The 20,559-nt window shown below is 67.9% G+C and carries 7 protein-coding genes; 5 read left to right on the forward strand and 2 right to left on the reverse strand.

The features are described from left to right. The 3 genes from HY049_10545 to HY049_10555 are packed head-to-tail and all read left to right on the forward strand — an operon-like array spanning position 1 to position 4,087. On the forward strand, positions 1 to 1,413 hold the full coding sequence (locus HY049_10545; protein MBI3449339.1) for a sulfatase: 1,413 nt from the start codon (positions 1 to 3) through the stop codon (positions 1,411 to 1,413). Next, a complete protein-coding gene (locus tag HY049_10550) occupies positions 1,410 to 2,108 on the forward strand; it encodes an HAD hydrolase-like protein (GenBank protein ID MBI3449340.1) in 699 nt (232 codons plus the stop codon). The genes HY049_10545 and HY049_10550 overlap by 4 nt, the downstream gene beginning before the upstream one ends. Then, positions 2,090 to 4,087 carry a sulfatase-like hydrolase/transferase gene (locus HY049_10555; GenBank protein ID MBI3449341.1) on the forward strand — a complete coding sequence of 666 codons (1,998 nt, stop codon included), beginning with the start codon at positions 2,090 to 2,092 and terminating at the stop codon, positions 4,085 to 4,087. The genes HY049_10550 and HY049_10555 overlap by 19 nt, the downstream gene beginning before the upstream one ends. Here the strand turns inward: HY049_10555 and HY049_10560 are convergent. Beyond that, complete coding sequence (locus HY049_10560; GenBank protein ID MBI3449342.1) at positions 4,084 to 7,065, reverse strand: S8 family serine peptidase; 2,982 nt, start codon at positions 7,063 to 7,065, stop codon at positions 4,084 to 4,086. The two genes, HY049_10555 and HY049_10560, sit on opposite strands and share 4 nt — an antisense overlap. A 474-nt stretch (positions 7,066 to 7,539) precedes the next feature. Here HY049_10560 and HY049_10565 point away from each other — a divergent pair, with 474 nt between their 5' ends. Continuing rightward, entirely contained in the window at positions 7,540 to 17,904 is a 10,365-nt protein-coding gene (locus HY049_10565; GenBank protein MBI3449343.1) for a hypothetical protein, read from the forward strand. 102 nt (positions 17,905 to 18,006) lie between these two features. On the opposite strand, the gene HY049_10570 is transcribed toward HY049_10565, so the two are convergent. Beyond that, positions 18,007 to 18,783 carry a hypothetical protein gene (locus tag HY049_10570; GenBank protein ID MBI3449344.1) on the reverse strand — a complete coding sequence of 259 codons (777 nt, stop codon included), beginning with the start codon at positions 18,781 to 18,783 and terminating at the stop codon, positions 18,007 to 18,009. Positions 18,784 to 18,902: 119 nt separating this feature from the next. On the opposite strand from HY049_10570, the gene HY049_10575 reads away from it, so the two are divergent. Next, positions 18,903 to 20,384, forward strand: a complete 1,482-nt coding sequence (locus tag HY049_10575; GenBank protein MBI3449345.1) for a hypothetical protein — start codon at positions 18,903 to 18,905, stop codon at positions 20,382 to 20,384. Positions 20,385 to 20,559 lie beyond the last annotated feature (175 nt).

Genomic DNA, 20,559 nt, shown 5'->3' on the forward strand with positions numbered 1-20,559 from the left:
ATGAAGCGTGCAGTATACAGCATCGCTTTTGCGGGCCTCGGAGCCCTGGTCCCGGCCTCCGTCGCGTGCTCGGGCGCCCCGACGCGCCCGTCGGCGCTCCTGATCATCACCGAGGGGGTGAGGCCCGATCGCATGAGCCTCTACGGCGCGAAGCGGGCCACGACCCCGAAGGCCGACTCGATCGCGGCGGAATCGGCGATCTTCGAGCACGCCTTCGCCTCGTCCCCCGACGACGCGGCCTCGATCGCGAGCCTGATGACCGGACGATACCCCCCCGAGCACGGGCTCCTCCTGACGCGCCGCGTCCGCGACGCCGTCCAGACCCTCGCCGAATCGCTCAAGAAGGCGGGTTACGACACGCACGCGATCTCGTCGGAGGTGCAGATGACCGCGGAGTCCGGCCTGCAGCAGGGATTCGACCAGGTCGAGGCGGTCGACCCTTCCGCCGTCGACGAGCTCGATGGCGGCGCCGCCGAGGTCACGCGGAAGGCGATTGCGTGGCTCACGACGTCCTGGTCGCGGAAGAACCCGTTCTTCCTCACCCTGGTCTACTCCAGCCCGTCGCTTCCCTTCCACCCCCCCGACGGCGTGCGGTTCCGGTTCGTCGACCCGATCGTTCCCCGCGACAGGGTCGACGTCGTCGCGGACTACTGGCTCCCGTTCGCCGCGCGCTACTCGGCGCACGCCGCGGAGATCAGCGACCGCGAGATGGTGATGCTGCGCGATCTCTACGACGCGGAGATCTACTACGCCGACGACCGCAGCGGCGACGTCGTCTCGAGCCTGCGGGAGATGAAGCTCCTCGACTCGACGCTGCTCGTCGAGACGGCGAGCCGCGGCGAGATGCTCGGCGAAGACCATCTTCTCGCCGACACGTCGTCGCTGAGGGACGTGAATCTGAGGGTGCCCCTCCTGATGCGCTTCCCGGGGCACGTCCGGGCGGGCCTGCGCGTCGCGGGGCTGGCGCAGGACGTCGACGTCATGCCGACGATGCTCGATCTCCTCGGCGTCGCGCGCCCCGAGACGGTGAGCCGAACCGCGACCTCGCTCGCCCCCCTGGACGGTCCGCCCAGGCGGTCGAGCGCGGTCTCGACCGCCGTGCGCCCCGGCCCCGGTCGCTCCTTCGACCTCCTCGTGAGCGGGCGCGATGACCGCTACCGCATCGTGGTCTCGTCGGCCGGCGTGGAGGCGCTCTTCGACCTCCAGACCGACCCGGAGGGGGCGCAGAACGCCCTGAGCTCGTCTCGGGACGCGGCCGGGCGGATGCAGAAGAAGCTCGCCGACTGGGACGCGGCGCTCTCGGCCGTCCCCGGCATGCCGCCGCTCCCTCCGCCGGGCCAGGCGCCATCGGGCCTCGTGCCGGCGGGGCCGCCACCGCCCGCGAAGTCGAACCCCCCGCGGTCGAAGCCTTGAAGCTCGTTCTCTTCGACGTCGACGGAACCCTCGTCGACGCCGCCGGGGCGGGCCGCTGGTCGATCGACCGCGCCTTCGAGAAGGTCTTCGGGGTCGGGCCGATCGACTCGCGTCACTCCGGCGTGCGCTTCAACGGGCGGACCGATCCTTCGATCATCTCCGAGATCGCGGCGAAGAACCGGATCGAGCCCGGCGCGCTCGCGGCGCGCCGCGGCGAGCTCGAGGCGACGTACCTGGCGCTGCTCGAGGAGAGGCTCGCGCCGTCCTCGAATGCGGCGCGCGCGCTTCCGGGCGTCGCGGACCTCCTGGCCGAGCTCCGGAGGCGCCGCGTTCCCTTCGGGCTCCTGACGGGGAACCTCCGGCGCGGCGCCGAGCTGAAGCTCCGCGCGGTCGCCCTGGACGGGTTCTTCGACGAGGGGGCGTTCGGGAGCGATGGCGCCGACCGGTCGGATCTCGCGAGGATCGCGCGCGAGAGGTTCGAGGCGCGGGCCGGCCGTCCGATCGATCCGTCGGACGTCGCGGTGGTGGGCGACGCTCCCGAGGACGTCCGGGCGGGCCGGGCCAACGGATACCGCTGTCTCGCGGTGCGGACGGGGTGGTGCGAGCCCGGCGAGCTGGAGGGGCTGCGGCCCGATCTGCTCCTCGCGGATCTCACCGCGACCCGGGAGGTCGTGGCTTGGTTCCTGGCCGAGTGACGGAGCGGCCCTCCGCCTCCGTCGACCCCCCGTACTTCGGGCTCGGGTTCCTCTCGATCCTCCTGCCGACGCTGATCGTCAAGCGCGTGCACCTCCTCACGCTCTACCGGGGAGACCTCTCCGGCGTGCTGCGCTGGATCCTGGTCGATCCGAGCCCGTGGCAGAAGCTCCTGTACGCCACGAGTTTCTTCGCGCGGGACGTCGCCGAGGTCTTCGTCATCTGGAGCGCCTTCTACCTCCTCGCGCGAAAGCTCCTCCGCCTGCGCCCGTCGATCGTCACAGGGGTGGGCGCCGGCTTCGCTCTCCTCGTCACCGGCGCGAACTACATGACCTTCCGCGAGCTGGGGACGTTTCTCACCCTCGACGTCCTCCTCATCTCCGTCGAGTGGACCAGCCGGAATCCGGAAATCGTGAGGCAGTACGTCTCGATCCGGAGTTTCGCCGTGCTGCCCGTCGCCGCGGCCTGGATCGCCGTGCCCGTCGCGGTGCCGCCGCGGCTTGCGAGGTGGGCGAGGGGACGGTGGCTCACCCGCGCGCTGTCTCCCGCCGCGCTCGCCCTCGCCGCGGCCGCCGCGGCGGGGCTGAGCTACGCCTCCTCCGAGATCGCCTTCGGCGGCAAGCTCCCGCACTGGGGGTACTGGAGCGCGTCGGCGTCGGCCTTCTTCGAGGTCAAGGAGCGCCGCGGGAAGGAGGTCGATCTCGTCGGGATCGACGCGCTGCGACGGCAGTTCCACTCGATCTCCTACCCCGAGGGAGAGCCCCCGCCGGCCCCCGGGCCCGCCGAGATTCCGGCGCCTCTGCGCGTCCCGCACCACGTCGTGATCATCGCGATGGAGACGGCGTCCCGCGAGTACTACCCCTTCCTCGACGATCCGAACCTGCCGACCTTCCACCGCATGCAGCGGCGCGCCTTCACGTCCACGCGCCATTTCACGACGCGCACGTCGACCACCTGGTCGGCGTACTCGATCCTGACGGGGGTTTACCCCCCGACCAGGCGGGACGTGCTCCGGTACGGCCCGTACGAGGGGGACGGGCTCGCGGCGCTCCTCGCGCCCCGCGGCTACGAGGCGACGTTCATCGACTCGTACAACATCGACTTCCACGAGCGGGACATGAAGAGCCAGATGTGGACCGACATCGGGTTCACGACGCTCCTCGATCCCGATCGCTTTCCCGCGGCGCCCGCCCGGAACGTCTACGAGAAGCACCTGTCTCGCGACGAGAGGTCGTTCACCGCCGTCCGGGACGCGGTCCTGGGCGCGCAATCGCGCGGGAAGAAGGCGGTGGTCTTCCTGAGCACGATGCTGGGTCACTACGAGTGGAAGGCGAAGCCCGGGCACGAGAGCCTTTCGGGCCGCGAGAGGCTCTACCAGATCCTCGTCGAGTACGATCGCATGCTGGGGGGCGTCCTCGACGCCCTGGAGAAGGCGGCCCTGGGCGACGATCTTCTCGTCGTCGTGACGGGGGACCACGGCCTCAGGAACCAGGCGGAGTTCGATTCGCTCGGCGAGCCGATGCTCCTCGGCCGCGCGGCCTTCAACGTCCCCTTCATGCTCTACGCGCCGTCGCTCCTCGATCACGAAGTCCGCGTGCCGTACGCCACGTCCCACGTCGACATCGCCCCGACGATCCTCGACCTCACGGGGACCGACGCCTCGGCCTCCTTCTTCCACGGCGAGAGCCTCCTCACGGCTCGGCTCGCCTCGAGGGCCGTCTTCCTCATGAACACCGGCCTCAACCCGACCGACGGGTACTTCTTCAAGGGGAGGTTCTTCACGTACAACTCCCTCTCGGAGATGAGGGAGGTGGCGAGGGAGGAGACCTCCCCGGAGCCCAGGATGATGCAGCCTTCGGGCGCCGAGGCGGAGGCGATCCCCGAAGCGCTTCGCGATCCGAAGAAGTTCCTGGAGCGCGGGCGCGAGAGCTTCGAGCGAGCGGCTCGTTATTTCGCCGCAAAGAGGAAGCAGGGAACCTAGGGGATCGCGGACGCCTCGTTCGAGAAGCCGCCCTGGCCGCCCGAGACGTTCACCGCGCTCACCCGGTAGGCGACCTCGACGCCCGGGGCGACGCCCCAGTCGTCGTAGGCGGGCTGCGTCGTGAAGCCGATGGGCTCCCATCCGCCGCCGGGAGCGCTGTCGCGGTAGATCGCGTACCCCTGGAGCGACGGGTCGACGATCGGATCCCACGCGAGGTGGACCGACGGCCCCTGGGGCTGCACGGTCAGGTTCACCGGCGCGTGGAGGTAGCTGTTCCATCGCTGCAGGTAGACGTCCCACGAGCCGGACTGGTCGTCCTGCCACGCGACGCCGGCGGGTGAGATCACCGGCCGGTAGTGCCGGCTCGTCCCCGTCGTCACCGCGGTCTCGCGCCACGCCTTCAGGTCGAAGAGCGAGATGTTCGAGTTGCCGCTCGCGGCGTCCTCGTAGGCGACGTAGTCGCCGGCGATCACGGGCGAGTGCTGCTCGGCCGGGTCGGACGTGAGCCGGATCTCCGTGCTGGTGACGAGGTCATAGAGGAAGATGTCCGGATTGCCGCTTCGCTGGTCCTCCCAGACGATCCGATCTCCCTGGATCATGGCGGCGTACTGGTTCCTCGGGTCGGTCGTGATCTGCCGCTCGGTCCCGGTCGAGAGATCGTAGAGATAGATGTCGTAGTTCCCGTTGCGGCGGTCCACCCACACGATGCGATTCCCCGAGACGCCCGCTCCGTCCTGCTCGGCCGGATCGTAGGTGATCCGGCGCTCCTCGCCCGTGGCGAGATCGAACATGTAGATCTCCGGGTCGCCGTGGCGCCAGTCGGTCCACACGACGCGCCGGCCGTCGGTGGACGGCGCGGTGTGATCGCTCCCGTCGCTCGTGATGCGGGTCTCCAGTCCGGCCGCGAGATCGTAGGCGTAGATGTCCCACGTCCCGTTCCGGTGATCCTGCCAGACCACGACGTCGCCCGAGATGACGGGAAGGGCCTGGTCCGAGGGGTCGGTGGTGAGCCGCGTCTGGAGGCCGGTTCCGAGGTCCTGCATGTAGATGTCGGCGTCGCCGGTGCGCAGATCCTCCCAGACAATCCGGTTTCCGCTCAGGCTCGGGAAGAGCTGATCGCTGGCCGCGAGCGTCGAGACGGCGCTCACCATCGAGCTGAAGTCCGCGACCTCGACGAGCCCCGTCCTCGAGTTGTTGGCCTCGTTGATCTCCGCGACGCGGTCGTCGTGATCGACGGCGGCGAAGAGGGTGTGATCGCCATAGGCTCCGAGCGTGACGTACATCGTCGCGACGATCGAGGAGCCGGCGGGCACGCCGGGAATCGTCCGGCGCGCCAGATGCGCGCCCCCCGCCGCCGGATCGCCGTCGAACAGGTCGATGTCCACCGACGTCGCGGCGCCGCGCCCCGTGTTCGAGACGGTCACGTCGACGGCGACCGGCCCGTCGAGCGCCGCCGACGGAGAGGCCGGCGCGAGCGCCGAAATCGTCAGCTCGGGGCGCACGAGCGCCAGGTCGGCGCGCGCGACCGCCCCGGCGGCGTTGACGCGCCCGTACCCGGTGAAGACGTCGAAGCCATTCCCCTGCAGATCGTCCGCCGATCCCTCGAGGACCGCTCGGACGAGGTCGGCCGAAAGCAGAGGCTGCCGGGCGAGGATGAGCGCGACGACTCCCGCCGCGTGCGGGGCGGCCATGCTCGTCCCGCGCAGGCGGAAGTAGTCCTTGCCGACGACTTGCGACGGGTACTTGCCGGCGAGGCGTCCCTGCGAGGCCTTCAGGGAGAGGATGTTGACGAACTTGAGCTGCGGGTCCGCGGGGTCGGCGCTGTCCCCTCCGGGGGCGGCGACCGAGAGCCTGTCCCCCCAGTTCGAGAAGTCGGTCTTGACGCCGTTGCGATCGACGGCCCCCACCGCGATCACCTGGGGATACGACGCCGGGGCCGTGTACCTCACGTCCGTGTTCCCGTTGCCCGCCGCGGCGACGAGCACGGCGCCGAGCGAGGCAGCGTAGGCGACGGCGTCGGCGACGACCTGCGACGCAGGCCCCCCCCAGCTCATGTTGATCACTTCCGCACCGTGGGCGGCGGCGTAGACGATGCCGGCGGCCGCGTTGGCGCCGGTGCCTGTTCCGAGTGCGGAGAACGACTTCACCGCGAGAACTTTCGCTCCGAAGGCGACCCCGATCACGCCGCGCTGGTTGTTCCCGATCGCCGCGAGGATCCCCGCGACGTGCGTCCCGTGGCCGCTGTCGTCCATCGGGTCCGCGTCGCCGTTGACGAAGTCCCACCCGCGCAGGTCGTCGACGTAGCCGTCCGCGTCGTCGTCCGCTCCGTTCACCTCGCGGGCTTCGACGGTGCCGTTGTGGTTCAGGTCCTCGCCCGGGTTGATCCAGACGTTCGCCTTGAGATCGGCGTGGTTGTAATCGACGCCGGTGTCGACGAGGCCGATGACGACCCCCGCGCCCGTCGAGGTCTTCCAGGCGCCCGAAGCCTGGATGCCCTTCAGCCCCCAGAGATCGTCGTACGGCTGCCCCCACGACCCCGAGGAGAGGTAGTACGTGTCGTTCGGAAACGTCGTCGACGCGGTGCGGTAGACGAAGTTCGGCTCGGCGTAGACGACCTCGGGATCCTTCCGCATCTCGCGCGCCAGAGACTCCACGTCCGCGCGGCCGTTCTTCAGATCGAGGACGTAGATCCGGTCGAGAGTCGGGATCGCGGCGCGCGCTGCGGCCCGGGCCGCTCGTTGCGGGAAGCGCTCCCGGATCTCTCCGGCCGGGCGGGGCTGCGCGAAGGCGTGGCGAGCGACGGCGTCGGGATAGCGGCGTTTCAGATTCTGCACGACGAGGGCGTCGCCGGAGTCCATCTCGTGCCGGAGCTTGACGACGATCTCTCCGGGAGCGAATTCGGTGCTTGCGGGCTTTCCTCCGCCCGCGAACGCGGAGGCGAGCGCGACGAGCGCTCCCGCGGCGAGCGTCAAGCGCATGGCGATCTTCATGGCCCCCCCCAGTCCATTCAGGCCGACGCCGCAGAATCGAACGAGCATATCAGGGTTTGGGGCATTCTGGGAAGGGACGAACGGGCGTGACCGGTGTGCGAGGCGGAAGCGTGTGGGAATCGAAGGCAGCTCGTGATGCTCGATGAACGGCTCGTGACGCGGGCGCGAGGGTTCCATTCGAAGCGATTTCGCTGATAGAATGAATTCCCCCGGACGAACCTCTTCAGGAGAGAAAAGACTTCGGGTGCGCCACCTTCCGGTGCGCCACGGATGAGATGATCGCGGAGAACGGATGCGGGCGTTCGGGCGCCCGCCAGTCCGCGACGTCGAAGCGGAACGCGGCTCTCATGGGGGAGAGAGCCGCGCCGGGGGATCTCTGTGAGACTGCTTCAGCGCGATGCGGGGGCATCCGCGGCGGAGGGGGGGCGAACGATGAGAGTTGGAATCCGAGGTTCCGGATTCTTGGTCCGCAGTCTGCTCACGATCGTCGGTGTGATGGCGTTCAGCATCGCCGCTCCGGCTGCGTCGGGTCCGGCCGTGCGGATCGCGATCGTCCTTCCCGGCCAGAGTCTCTTACCGGGAACCGGAATCGTTGGAGTGCCCCAGCCGCAGACGCTGCGAAACTCCTTCTTCGTCCGCGCCTACGCCGTCGACTCCGCCTTCAACATCGATCCGTCGTACGGCGGACCGATCGTGGCGCTGCGCACCGACGAGACGGTGCCGACGTCGGGGAGACGTCTCGGGACGACCATCTCCGGAGCGAACGCGGCGACGGCGCTCCCCGCCCTCGATCTCCTCATGTCGATCGACGGCAGCGATTTCAAGCGAATCCAGCGGGCGGGCCCCTTCAGCAGCGGCCTCGAGATCTGCGCCGCCATCGAGAGCGAAGTGAAGCGGCCCCCGAGCGTGGTCTTCACCTGGGGGACCGGGGTCGAGTTCAAGTGCGTGCTCGAGTCGTTCAGCCTCCGCTACACGATGTTCATCACGGACGGCACGCCCGTTCGCTCCTCGGGGCAAGTCGAGGTCCCTTCCCACAGCGTCGTCATCGATCCGAAGTTCGGCTCAGCCCCCGCTCTCAAGCTCGGCCGGTCGGGGTCATCACAAGTTGTCCTCGACTCCGCCGAGTTCACGGCGCGCGACGTCACCCCGCCGCTGCCGGGCGACGCCCGCTTCTCGCGCGGCATCGCGATTTTCGAAATCGCCCACACGTCCCTCTCGTCCGTGGGGCCGGGGCACATGCTCGATGTCGATCAGGGCGGCGGCCCGGCCCTTCCCGTGACGATGACCCCCTACGGGATCCAGTCGGTCCCCTTCAAGATGGTTCAGGTCGAGGAGCGGGCATCCGGCGCCGGCGCGGGAATCGACAGCGTGGTGCTCTATGCCAACCAGATCATCGACCCCGCGACGCTCGCCGGCATGGAGAGCAACTTCGTTCTTCATTTCGATCCACCGGGCGGCCCGACGATCGACATTCCCGCCACCCAGATCCTGCTTTCACAGGGGACCGAACTCGGCTATCCGGCCTCGAAGCTGAAGGTTGACTTCAGCCCGGAGTTACCGACGACCGGCATAACGGATGTCGAGGTTCGGCTCCTGCCCCCGGCCGCGCAGATCCTGAGCGCGGAGACTGGCCAGCCGCTCGATGTCGCCGCCTCAAACTCGGCGCGCCTCGTGGACAAGGCGCCGCCCGTGCTGGTCTCGACGTCGCCCGAGGACACCGACGGCGACGGCAGCTTCGATGTCCTGCACTTCGTCTTCAGCGAGTCGATCCGGTTGAGCGCCGGAAGTGGCGTGAGCGAATCGGAGGTCTTCGACACCGACCCGAATTCCATTCTGATCCCCACCCCTTCCACGATGCGGATGCGGATGACATCCGGCACGCCCCAGCAACCGACGCCTGTCGTCGATATCACTCTGACGAATCCGAACAACCCGGGCCAGCCGCTTACCGGAACGAACGAGATCGCCGTCGAGATCCAGCGAGCCATCCGCAGCCTGCCGCAGGACTCGGCGGGCGGCGTCTCCGCCGCCCCGTACGCGCACGCGACGGTCATATTCGATAGCGTCACGAGGCGGTACGTCATCAGGAGCGGCGCCCGCGGCCCCGGCTCTTCGGTCGAGATCGTCGATCCCGGCCCGCCGAACGACCCGGCGCCGCTTCTGAAGCTCGGAGTCGGCAACGGAGGCGTCGAACAGCCCGGGTACGGCGATGCCCTCGCCGGTCTGACCGACTTCGTCATCCTGAGTCAGAACGGCCACACGAACCTCATGGCCGGCTCGACGGCCTCGGATATCGTCATCAATGGAACCACGGTCGACGTCCACCTGAGAACGGAAGCGCCGTCGGGCTCGACGCCGAAGTTCATCTGGCGCGACGACGGCGACCAGGGCTTCCTGACCGATGGCTCGAGCCGCGCCAATCCTCTCTTCGAGGCGAGCGACGTCGGTGTGAATCCACTCTTCGAGGCCGCCGATCTCCTCGTCGAAGCCTCCTCGACTCCCGTGCCGGGGGGCGTCCTCCGGATGACGGTCACGCCGGGAATCCACACCCTCGATGCGTCCGCCTCGATCTTTCCGCTCACTGCGGCGAGCCCGTCCGGCATCGTCCGGTTCGAATGGCGCCAGGTTTCAGGCCCGACGGTTCAGCAGTTCACCACTCCATTCGAGTTCGCCACGGACATGTCGGTCACGAAGGCCGGGTTCTTCCTCGACGAGATCAAAGTGACGGCCGAGAATCGCGCGGACCCCGTTTTCGTCCCGAATCCCTACGTGGATATCGCCGGAAACATCACGCGGAGGCTCGAGCTGACGGTCCTCTGCACGGCCGACTCCCATTGCGACGACGGAAACGTCTGCAACGGCGCCGAGATATGCGACCCCATCACCGGCCAGTGCTTCCCGGGATCGCCGCTCGCCGACGGTTCTTCCTGCGCCGATACGAACATCTGCAACGGCGCCGAATCGTGTCTCGCCGGAGCGTGCGCCCCCGGAACACCGCTTCCGAACGGCGCGCCGTGCGATGACGGGAACGTGTGCACGATCGCCGACTCGTGCGCGTCCGGCGCGTGCGTGCCGGGCGCGCTCTCGCCCGATTCGGAGGTGGCGGGCGGCCCCAACGGCATCTGCAACACCCCCGACGACAACCTGGTTCTCTTCGGCCCCGACAGGACGTGCGGGACCGCCGACGATCTAGCAGGCGACGGCGTCTGCGCCGCGATCGACAACTGCGACACGGCCTACAATCCGTCCCAGTCCGATCGGGACCAGGACGGCATCGGCGACGCCTGCGACAACCTCGTCTGCGAGGCGCTGGGGCCTAGGCTCAAGCCGGCCGGTCATCTCGTTTCTCCGCGCGCAGGACACACGGCGACGACGCTTCTCGACGGGCGCGTCCTCGTCTGCGGCGGCACCGACGTCGCGGACCCGAGCGATGATGGCTGCGAGATCTACGACCCCGCTCTGAACGCCTGGATCCCCGTGAATCCGATGCCCGACGCGCCGGATCGCAAAGAGGCCACGGCCGTGCGGCTCTCCGACGGCCGCGTGCTGATCGCCGGAGGCTACGAGGATCTGGGTAGCGCCGGCTTCGCCGTCCGCTCCTCCGCCGTGATTTTCGATCCGCCGACGGGCCTGTGGTCCTCGACCGGCTCTCTCAACAACGGACGGATGAGTCACGCGGCGGTGGCACTGCCCACCGGAAAGGTCGTCATCATCGGCGGCCAGACCGAGGTCGCCGGGGCCTCGGATACGCTCGAGATCTACGACCCCAATACATCACTCTGGACGCCTGTCGCCGCCGTCATGTCGACGCCTCGAAGGAACCACACTGCAACGCTTCTGACGGACGGCACCATCCTCGTCGTCGGCGGAGAAGATGCTTCCGGGGCGCCGCTCGTTACGACCGAGACCTTCGACCCCGGCTTGGAACTCCTCAATCCTTCCGGACGTCTCCTCGCGCCGAGATCGGGGCACGCCGCCGTCCTCCTCTCGAACGGCCGCGTACTTGTCATCGGCGGCAGGGACGCCTCGGGCGCCGCCCTCTCCTCAACCGAGGAGATCGACGTGGTCAGCGGCACCGTCGTTCCCGGGCCGCCGAGCATCCACGCGATCGAGAGGCCGGCCGTCGCGGCGCTTCCCGACGGCAGCGTGGCGGTTGTGGGCGATTTCCGCCTGGACTCCGCGAATTTCGATCTCGACGTCTTGCCCGCGGGCGGGCCCGCATTCCTCTCGTACGCCCTGCCGCCCGCCTACGCACGACGAAGCGTCACCTCCATCGCGCTGCTCCCCTCAACGATTACCGCCGGCGGATCGATTCTCGTGGTCGGCGGCCGCGGGTGGGCGGCGGACCAGCCACTCACCGACACGGCCGTCATCGAGATCGCACCTCCCGCACATCTGAGCATCGAATCGCCCGGGGCTCTCGCCCCCGGCGCGATCGCCCAGAGTTTCTACATCAGGGCTGATGACGTCGACGCCAGCCAGACCTTTTCGTTCACTCTCGAGTTCAACTCCCGCGTCGTCCGCGTTCGCGCCGTCGAGTCGGTCGACGCCGGCAACAACCTCAACTGGAGCTTCGGCGGCGAGAACAGGATCAGGTTGATCCTGACGGTTCCCAATGGGCTTTCGATCGGGCCTCCGAAACGGCTCGTTCGCATCCTGATGGATGTGGTCGGCGCGGCGGGCCAGGGCTCGCCGCTCGATCTCGAGGGCGTCATCAACGGCGGCGCCGTCCCCGCCTGCGTGACCGGGGGATCGGCCGTCATCCGATCCTCGGCGGGCCGGATCCCCGAGTCAACGACCGTCTCCGGCACGACCATCATGATCGACGACGGCTCCGGCTTCACCCGGCTCTCATGGCACCCGTCGTGCAGCGCCGACGCTCGCAGCTACGCGGTCTACCGGTGCGAAATCACCCAGGTCGGCGGCTGCGGCGTCGGTTTCAATCAGCCGCTACTTCCCGAAACCTGCGATACGGGCGGGGCCACGGTCTATCCGATCCTGGTGAACCCGGCCCCGGGAACGGCCTCTCTCTTCCAGGTCGCGCCTCACGATTTCGTCACCGAAGGCTCGAACGGGAGGAACCCCTCCGGCGCCGAGCGGCCGCAGAGTTCCGCCGCCTGCTTCCCGAGACAGCTCGGATCCTGCCCCGGTGAAGGCGGCGCGCAGTGCGGCGCAGGTTCCGCCTGCGGCAGCGGGGTCTGCGCCGACGGCGTCTGCTGCGACCTTTCGTGCGGCGGCACCTGCGTCGCGTGCAACCTCTCCGCGAGCGCCGGCACCTGCCAGAACCATCCAGCCAACACCGATCCGGAAGGGGGCTGCGGCAGCTTCACCTGCGACGGAGGCGGCTCATGCCGGACGATCTGCGCCGCCGACTCCGAATGCGCCCCCGGCCTCGTCTGCTTCACCGGAGCCTGCGTCCCGACGCATCTCCTGACCGTGCAGAACGCCGCCGGCGGCACCGTCTCGAGCGACCCGTCCGGAATCGTCTGCGGCGCCGCGTGCGCCGGACCTTTCGCCGAAGGGTCTTCCGTCATCCTCGTGCCGACCGCGGATCCCGGATTCGACTTCCGAGGGTTCGGGGGCGATCCCGACTGCGCGGACGGCGTCGTCACGATGACGGGGGACCGTAGTTGCACGGCAACCTTCGCGAACATCCAGACCCCGCCGGGCGGCACTCCGGTCGCCGCGTGCGACGACTGCTCCCAGGACCCCGTCGAGCCGCCCCCTCCCGCCCTCGGGGTCGAGCCGTCCACCGGGGCGTTGCGCCTTCACGTCACCGACCTCGTCCTTCCGAGCGGCGTCCGCGATCTCACGGTCGCGCGCACCTACGACTCGCTCGATCACAGGCCCGGCCCTCTCGGGAACGGCTGGACGTTCTCGTGGGACATTCGGATCCAGCCGCTCGGGGGAGACATCACGGTTCACGACGGCGGAGGCCGTGAAGATCTCTACAGGCTTCAACCCGGCGGCACATGGGCGGCCGACGGCTTCTTCAGCGTCCTGAGCCAGAACGCCGACTCCTCCTACACCATGACGTTCGCGGACGGCGGGATCTGGCGTCTCGATCCGGTGGACTTCACCGTGGGCAACGCGAGGATCCGGTCGAGCGTCGATCGCAACGGGAACACGCTGGACTTCGCCTATGACACGGATGGGCGCCTCAGCGCCGTCACCGACGGTTTCGGGCGCGGCATCACGATCTCCTACAACTCGGACAACAGGATCTTCTTTCTCACCGACACGGCCGGGCGGCTGTGGCATTACGACTACTACGCTTCCGGAGAGGCGGGCGGCTCTCCCGGCGATCTCAAGTCGGTGACGACTCCGCCCATCGTCGGCACGCCGAACGGAAACGACTTCCCGCTCGGCCGGACGACGATGTACACGTACACGGCCGGATTCTCCGACGAGAGAAACAACCACAATCTCCTGACGATCACCGACCCGAGGGGACAGGTCTTCCTAACGAACACGTACGCGCCGTTCGGGACGACGATGACGCCGGAGTCGGGCCGGCTGGTGAGGCAGGAGTGGGGGGACCCCGGCGACGTCATCGATTTCGTCTACGTCCCGCAGACGCCGTCCGCTGCCAACGGATTCGCCCGGATGAAGACGATCATCAACGACCGGGTTGGAAACGTCGAAGAGCGGCTCTACGACGGCGTGAACCGCATCGTCACGAGAAGGCAGCTCACCGGCCGCGCCGATCCCGATCTTCCGACGACCGATGTCGCGAACCGGCCCACCTCACCTCTCCGCGCGGGCGATCCGGCGTCCTTCGACACGCACTGGCAGTACAACGTCGATTCAAGGGTCACGCAGATCCTCGGCCCCTCCGGCGACACCAACGCCTTCTCTTACGAGCCGGACAACCCCGTCGCGCCGCGCCTCGGCCGCGGGAACGTCATCGGGATCACGCGCCTCCCCGGCCCTCTCGGCGGGGATCAGGCTTCGATCAACGAGAGTTTCGAATATCGTTCGGGGACGAATCTGCTCACGCGGCATGTCGACGCACGGGGCAATCAGACACTCTTCACACGTGACACGCGCGGCAACGTCACGCAGGTACAGCACCGGATACCGGACATCGTCGAGGACTTCGAATACGACATGCTCGGACGGCAGACGGCCCACATTCTTCCCGACAACGGGTCCGGTGATCGTCGAAAGGACATGTTCGAGTATTACGCGACCGGGCCGCAGGCCGGATACCTTCAGCGCCACAGCTCCATCAGCTTGTCCGGCGGGGCCCTCTACGTCAGCACCTACGAGTACGACTCCGTCGGGCACCTCACACGGACGATCGATCAGACAGGCCATGACAGTATCGTCGTCAGCAACGTCCTCGGCGAGGTATTGCGTCGGACCTCACCCGAGGTCACGGATGGCAGCGGCATCCGCTACTCGACCGATTTCTTCTACGACGCCAACGGCAATCTCGTTCGCACGGAAATCGAGAACAAGGACGAGACCGGCGCCTTCCGGCCGAATGACCATCTGACGACCCTGTATCAAGTTGATCGGCTGAACAGGGTGATCTCCGAGAGCGATGAGGTCGATCCCAACGACGTCGCGATCAAGCAGTACGAGTACGACGACGATGGAAACCTCTCGCTGTTCAAGAAGGGCGAGGCCGTGAACGGAAACCAGCCCGGGAACACGGTCTCCTACGTCTACGATGAGCGCGCTCTCATCTTCCGCGAAACATTCGATTCGGCTGGGACGGATAGGGCCACGACGCAGTACGACTATGACGGCAATGGACATCTTCTCCAAACGTCGCAGGGGCTGGAGAGCAACCCGCGCGTTACGAACTACGCCTACGATGGGTACGACCGCCGGACGGGCGTCACGGATCCGATGGGGAACGTCGTCACCTACCACTACGACGCCAACGGCAACCGGGTCTCGGAGCGCGTCGACGGCGAGCTGGCCGATGCGCCGGGCGCGGCCGGGAACATCCGTCTTGCCGAGACGGTCCATACCTACGACGCGATGGACGGCCTGACCCAGACCGACGACGCGTGGTTCGATCCGGCCACGCAGGCGCCCCTCGGCGACGGGCAGCGAACCACGAGGTACTTCCGGAGTCGCAGCGGCCATACGATTCGATTCGACGACGACAAGGGAAACCAGCGCCTCCTGGCGTACGACACCGTGAACCGCCTCTCGACGGAGACAGACGCGCGCGGCAACCGGACGACCTACGTCTATGACGCCCTGGGGCGCCTCATCCGGATCGACGAGCTGGAGAAGTCCGACCTCGGCTCTCCCGACGAGACGTTCAGCACGCTCTACGGGCTCGACAACCTCGGCAGGAAGACAAGAGTCACGGACAGCGCGGGCCACACGACAGAGAACCGGTACGACTCCCGAGGCATCCGCGTCGCGTGGAGCGATCCCCGCAACAACAGCGGGGGAGAGCAGTACGACGGCCTCGGCCGCCTGCTCCGTTCGACCGCGACGCTGACCGACACGGGCGACGGCACCGGGATCCCCGTCGGGACGATCGAGACGACGCGGGCCTGGGACGCTTCCTCCCGCCTCGTTGCCACGACCGACGGAAACGGCAACACGACACGGTACGCCTACGACGCCCTCGATCGCCGCATCGTGACGCGAACGGCCGACGGGACGCTCGAACAGGTCGGAGAAGGGGCGGTCTGGCCGCTCGTGGCCACCGCGCCCGATCTGTCGTCGTTCGTCAACGGCTACGACGTGCATGGGAACCTGGTGAGGACCACGGACGCCAACGGCAGCCGGGTGGCTTCAAGCTACGATCTCGTGAACCGCGCGATCTCGAAGACCGTCGACCCCGGCCCTCCCGGCGTGTCGCCCGACACGACCTTCGAGACGTACGAGTACGACGGCCGCTCCCGGATCATCCGCGCGCAGGACGACGACTCGGTCGTCACCTTCACCCACGACTCGCTCGGGGGCGTTCCGACCGAGACGCAGCAGATCCTTCCCGGCGGACCGATCCGGGCGATTCTGCGCGCACACGACGGGGAGGGGAACCTCACGAGCCTGACCTTTCCGGGCGGGCATGTCGCTCAGTACACGTACGACGGTTTGAATAGACCGGCCCTGATGACCGTCAACCCCGGTCCGCCCCAGGTCGCGTCTCTTTTCTACCGGGGCGTCAGCCGGCTCGAACGGCTCGACTACGGAAACGGGACGCGCCTCGACGCCACGTACGACGCCGGCCGCCGCCTCATGCGCGGGCGGCACGTCCGCGCCTTCGACGACTCAGCCATCGCCGACCGGGCCTACTCCTACGATCCGTCAGGAAACCGGACCGCCGAGGACGATCTGGTCGCGGGCCCCGCCGGCTCCCGAACCTACGCCTTCGACTCGGCAAACCGCCTCGTCCGGTCGATGATCCAGCCCGGCCCGCCGGCGCAGTACCAGCTCGACGCCGCCGGCAACCGCGTTTCGGTTTCGGGACCCGTCGATCCCGGGTTCTACACGATGGACGCCGGTCTGCCCGAGCCTGCCGACGCGCAGGTGAACCAGTACACGCAGACGCCCTTCGACTCCAGGATTTACGACAAGACCGGCGCCCTCGCCGCGATGGGCTCGGCGGCCCAGTCCCGGCAGTTCACCTACGACTACAGGGGAAGGATGATCGACGCCGTTTCCTCGGGCGGGCCCGCGGCCCGGTACCGGTACGACTGCTTCGATCGGAGGATCGAATCGGCCGTCGGCGGCGCCGTGACCCGCTTCTACTACGCCGGGTCGCAGGTGATCGAGGAGCAGGACGGGGCGGGAGCCACGACGGCGACGTATTTCGGCCCCGGCTCGAGCCGGATCGACATGCTTCCTTCCGTCGTCGCGATGGACCGCGGCGGCCAGACGTACTTTTTCCACTCAGGTGCGGACGGGAGCAAGATGGCGGTGACGAACGTCGCCGGAAACGTGATGGAGGAGTACCGATTCGGCGATTTCGGAGTCCCGGAGTTCTTCAGCGCCGCGGGATCGCCGCTGCCGGGATCCCAGATCGGCAATCCGTACCTCTTCGAAGGTGCGCGGTTCGATACCGAGACGCAGTTCTACGTCACGGGCGAGGATTCCATCTGGAACTTCCATGTCTGGAGCGAAGGTTCCGGGAGGCAGATCTTCGATCCGCGCTCGGGGCGGCTCACGGGCCGTGCAACACCACTCGATCTGAACTTCCCCGACAAGATCACGGCGATCGCGTGGGACGGCTCCGCGGACGACGGCGGTGGTGAGAACGACATCGTCGGATACCAGCAGCGGATTCTCAAATTCGAACTCCCGACGCTCCGCCTGTACCCCGAAGACTCTCAGGTCTTCATCGGCCGATCCCGTTGGCTTCCTGACATCTCGGAGAGCGCCCTCGGCTCCCTCGGGATCTCCGGCAGGACGCGCGGCAAGGTCCGAGGCGAGCTGATTGGCGATGGGGAGGAGAGATGGGGTTGGAGCCGCATCGCCTCGCCGGGCCCCGGAGCTTCTCGTGGGTGGTACTTCCTCCCCGAAGTCGACGACGAGGTAATCGTCGGCTTCGAGCACGGGGACATCCATCACCCCTATGTCATCGGCTCGTCCTGGGACGATGGCTCGATCCCCGGCGATCGCATTCGCCCCCGGGACCGTTTCGACGTCGGCGTCCCGGACTCATCCGAAGGGTTCTTCAAGAGCGTGAGCGGACTGGAATCCGAGACCGAGGTCGTGGATTACCGGGAAGGCGGGATCAACGGGGGGACGAAGAAACTCCGCCGACCGGGAGCCCTCCCGTTATCCCTGGCGGGGATCTGCGATCGAGCGCCCTCCGTCTGCAGGGAGTGGGCGATCCGCTGGAGGTGATCTTTCCGGAGGATTGGAGTTCCCAGGATGGGGGAGCCGCCCCGCACCCCGTGCTGTGACCCTGCCGTGTCCGCCCGCCTGAAGGCTCGTTCCTGATCCGCGCTACGGCGTCTGCCAGCGGATCTTTCCGCTCGCGTCGGCGATCGTCAGCGACGGCGAGCCGTCTGCGCCGACCATGAGGGCGGCGCTGGGTCGGGACTGCTTCGCCCGGTAGAGGAAGACGCCCGTGCCGCCTTCATGGACCGTCAGCGCGACCTCCGTCGAGTCCGACCCCCACAGCGAGAGCTGCGGCACGCCGTCCGCCGTGACGGTGAACATCCCGCGGGCTCGCGCCCCCCTGTCGAGAAACGTCAGCGTCGCCGTGTCGTCCCCCTTCGAGTCGAGCGCGGTCCGCATATTGCCGTTGGCGTCGAAGAGGCGGAAGCGCGTCTCATCCGGATCCGCGTCGAGCGACAGGCGGGGCGAGCCGCTCTTCCCGTCGTAGAGCGATAGGCTCGACCTCCCGTCCCCGTCGACCGCGAGCGTCGCCGTCGCCCGCTCGCGCGCATCGAGGAGATCGAGGTGCGAGGAGTCGTTCTTGCCCATCCCCAGCCGTCCGCGAAGCTTCCCGTTGGCGTCGTACAGGAAGAGGCCCGGCATCGGGACGCCCGTGGCGCTCTGCTCGTTTCCCATCCGCACGCGCACGATCCCCGCCGCGTCGCGGAGCAGGATCTCCTCCGCCTCCAGTTTCTTTCCTGCCGGCGCGGCCTGGCCCTTCATCGCCCCGCACGAGAGCAGGAAGAGGCCCGCGACGGCGGCGATCTTGAGCCTGTGGTTCTCCTTCTCCAGGCGCTCCACACGCGACACCACGGCCGACAGGTCCGCAGAAGCTGGGCCCATGAGATCTCCCTCCATCTCGATGCGATGAGCCCAGTTTGCCACGAACCGGCCCGGGCGGGAGCCCGTCGCGAAGCAACTTCCGATCACGTCGCCGCTGCGGATGGTATCGTCCCGGCCCAATGGGCCGGTTCTTCGTCTTCTTCCTGTTATCCGGCTTCTGTAGCCTCGTCTACCAGGTCGTCTGGCTTCGCATCGCCATGGCCCAGTTCGGTGTGACGACGCCTCTGGTATCGATCGTTCTCTCAGTTTTCATGGCGGGGCTGGCGCTCGGGAGTTGGGGAGCCGGCCACCTGGCGCGCCGGCTTCAGGGACGTCCCGCGCGCGCATTCCTCCGCCTGTACGGCCTCGCCGAACTTGTTATCGGGATCTCGGGCTTCGTGGTGGCTCCGGTCCTGGGATTGGGCCGGCTCGTCCTTGCATCGCCAGGCGGCGACTCGGCCTGGGGATCCGGCAGCTACTACCTGGCGTCCGGGGGCTGGGTCGCCCTGACGCTCCTGCCGTTCTGTACCTGCATGGGCGCGACGTTCCCGCTCGCCATGGCGGGCATCCGATCCCAGTTCCGAGAGGAATCCGCGCGATCATTCAGCTACCTCTACGTCGCCAACCTGCTGGGCGCGATTGCGGGCACCCTCGCCTCGGCCTTCGTCCTGATCGAGATGCTCGGATTTCACCGGACGCTGCTTTTGACCGCCGGGATCAACGGTCTCGTCGCTACGGCGGCATGGATCGTCAGCCTGCGGGCCGACCGTTTCAACGGCATCCCGCGAGCTCGAACCGAAGGAACACAGCCGGAACTTCCGGTGGCTGTCGTGTCGGGCTCGAGTGCCCTACCCCTCCTCTTCACTTCCGGATTTGTCAGCCTTGCGATGGAGGTCGTGTGGGCCCGGCAGTTCGTTCCCTTCCAGGGGACCGTCGTCTACGCCTTTGCGTGCATCCTCGCCGTCTACCTCGCAGCGACGACCGTGGGCTCGAAGCTCTACAGGGTGTGGGCCCGACGAAGGCCGGCGTCGAGCGAGCCGGGATGGATCGTCGCTGCGATCCTCGCGGGCGCCTTCGGGCTGCTTCCCCTGCTCGCCGCCGATCCCAGGCTTCCTCTGGAGCGAGGCCTTTTCTTCGGTGCGCTTCGTGTCGCCATGGGCCTGGCTCCTTTCTGCGGCACCCTGGGTTTTCTCACGTCCATGCTGGTGGACCGATGGTCCGGCGGGGATCCCGAGCGCGCGGGAACGGCCTTCGCCGTCAACACGCTCGGGTGCATCCTGGGACCGCTCGTGTCGGGGTTCGTGCTCATGCCCCTCATGGGAGAGCGGTGGACGCTCGCGCTCCTGTCCGTCCCGTTCTTCGCGTTCGCCGCCGTGGCGATACTACGGGCTCCGTCGGGCGGAGCCTCGACGCGCCCCGGCCCGACGCGCTCTGCCACATGGCTCTTCCCGGCCGCGGCCGTGGCGTCGATCCTGCTCGTCGGCTTGACGAAGGACTACGAAACCCTTTTCCCTCAGCGAGAGGTTCGTCGGGACCACACGGCCACCGTGATCGCGTCGGGGACCGGCAAGGGGAAGCTCATGCTCGTCAACGGGGTGGGTATCACCCACCTGCATCCGTGATCGGTTAAGTGATCTGGAATCAACGGGATAGCCTGACTGGCGTGGGTTTCCATCGATCACCACGTCGCCCCATTCTCAACGCGCTCTCGCAACAGCGTGCGCGATAGGTTCGGATCGAGCGCCTCATGCAGCAGCGTCGCCTCCAGGTGGACCGCGAGCACGCGCGCGAGCGCGA

The organism is Acidobacteriota bacterium, assembly GCA_016195325.1.
GTDB lineage: Bacteria > Acidobacteriota > Polarisedimenticolia > JACPZX01 > JACPZX01 > JACPZX01.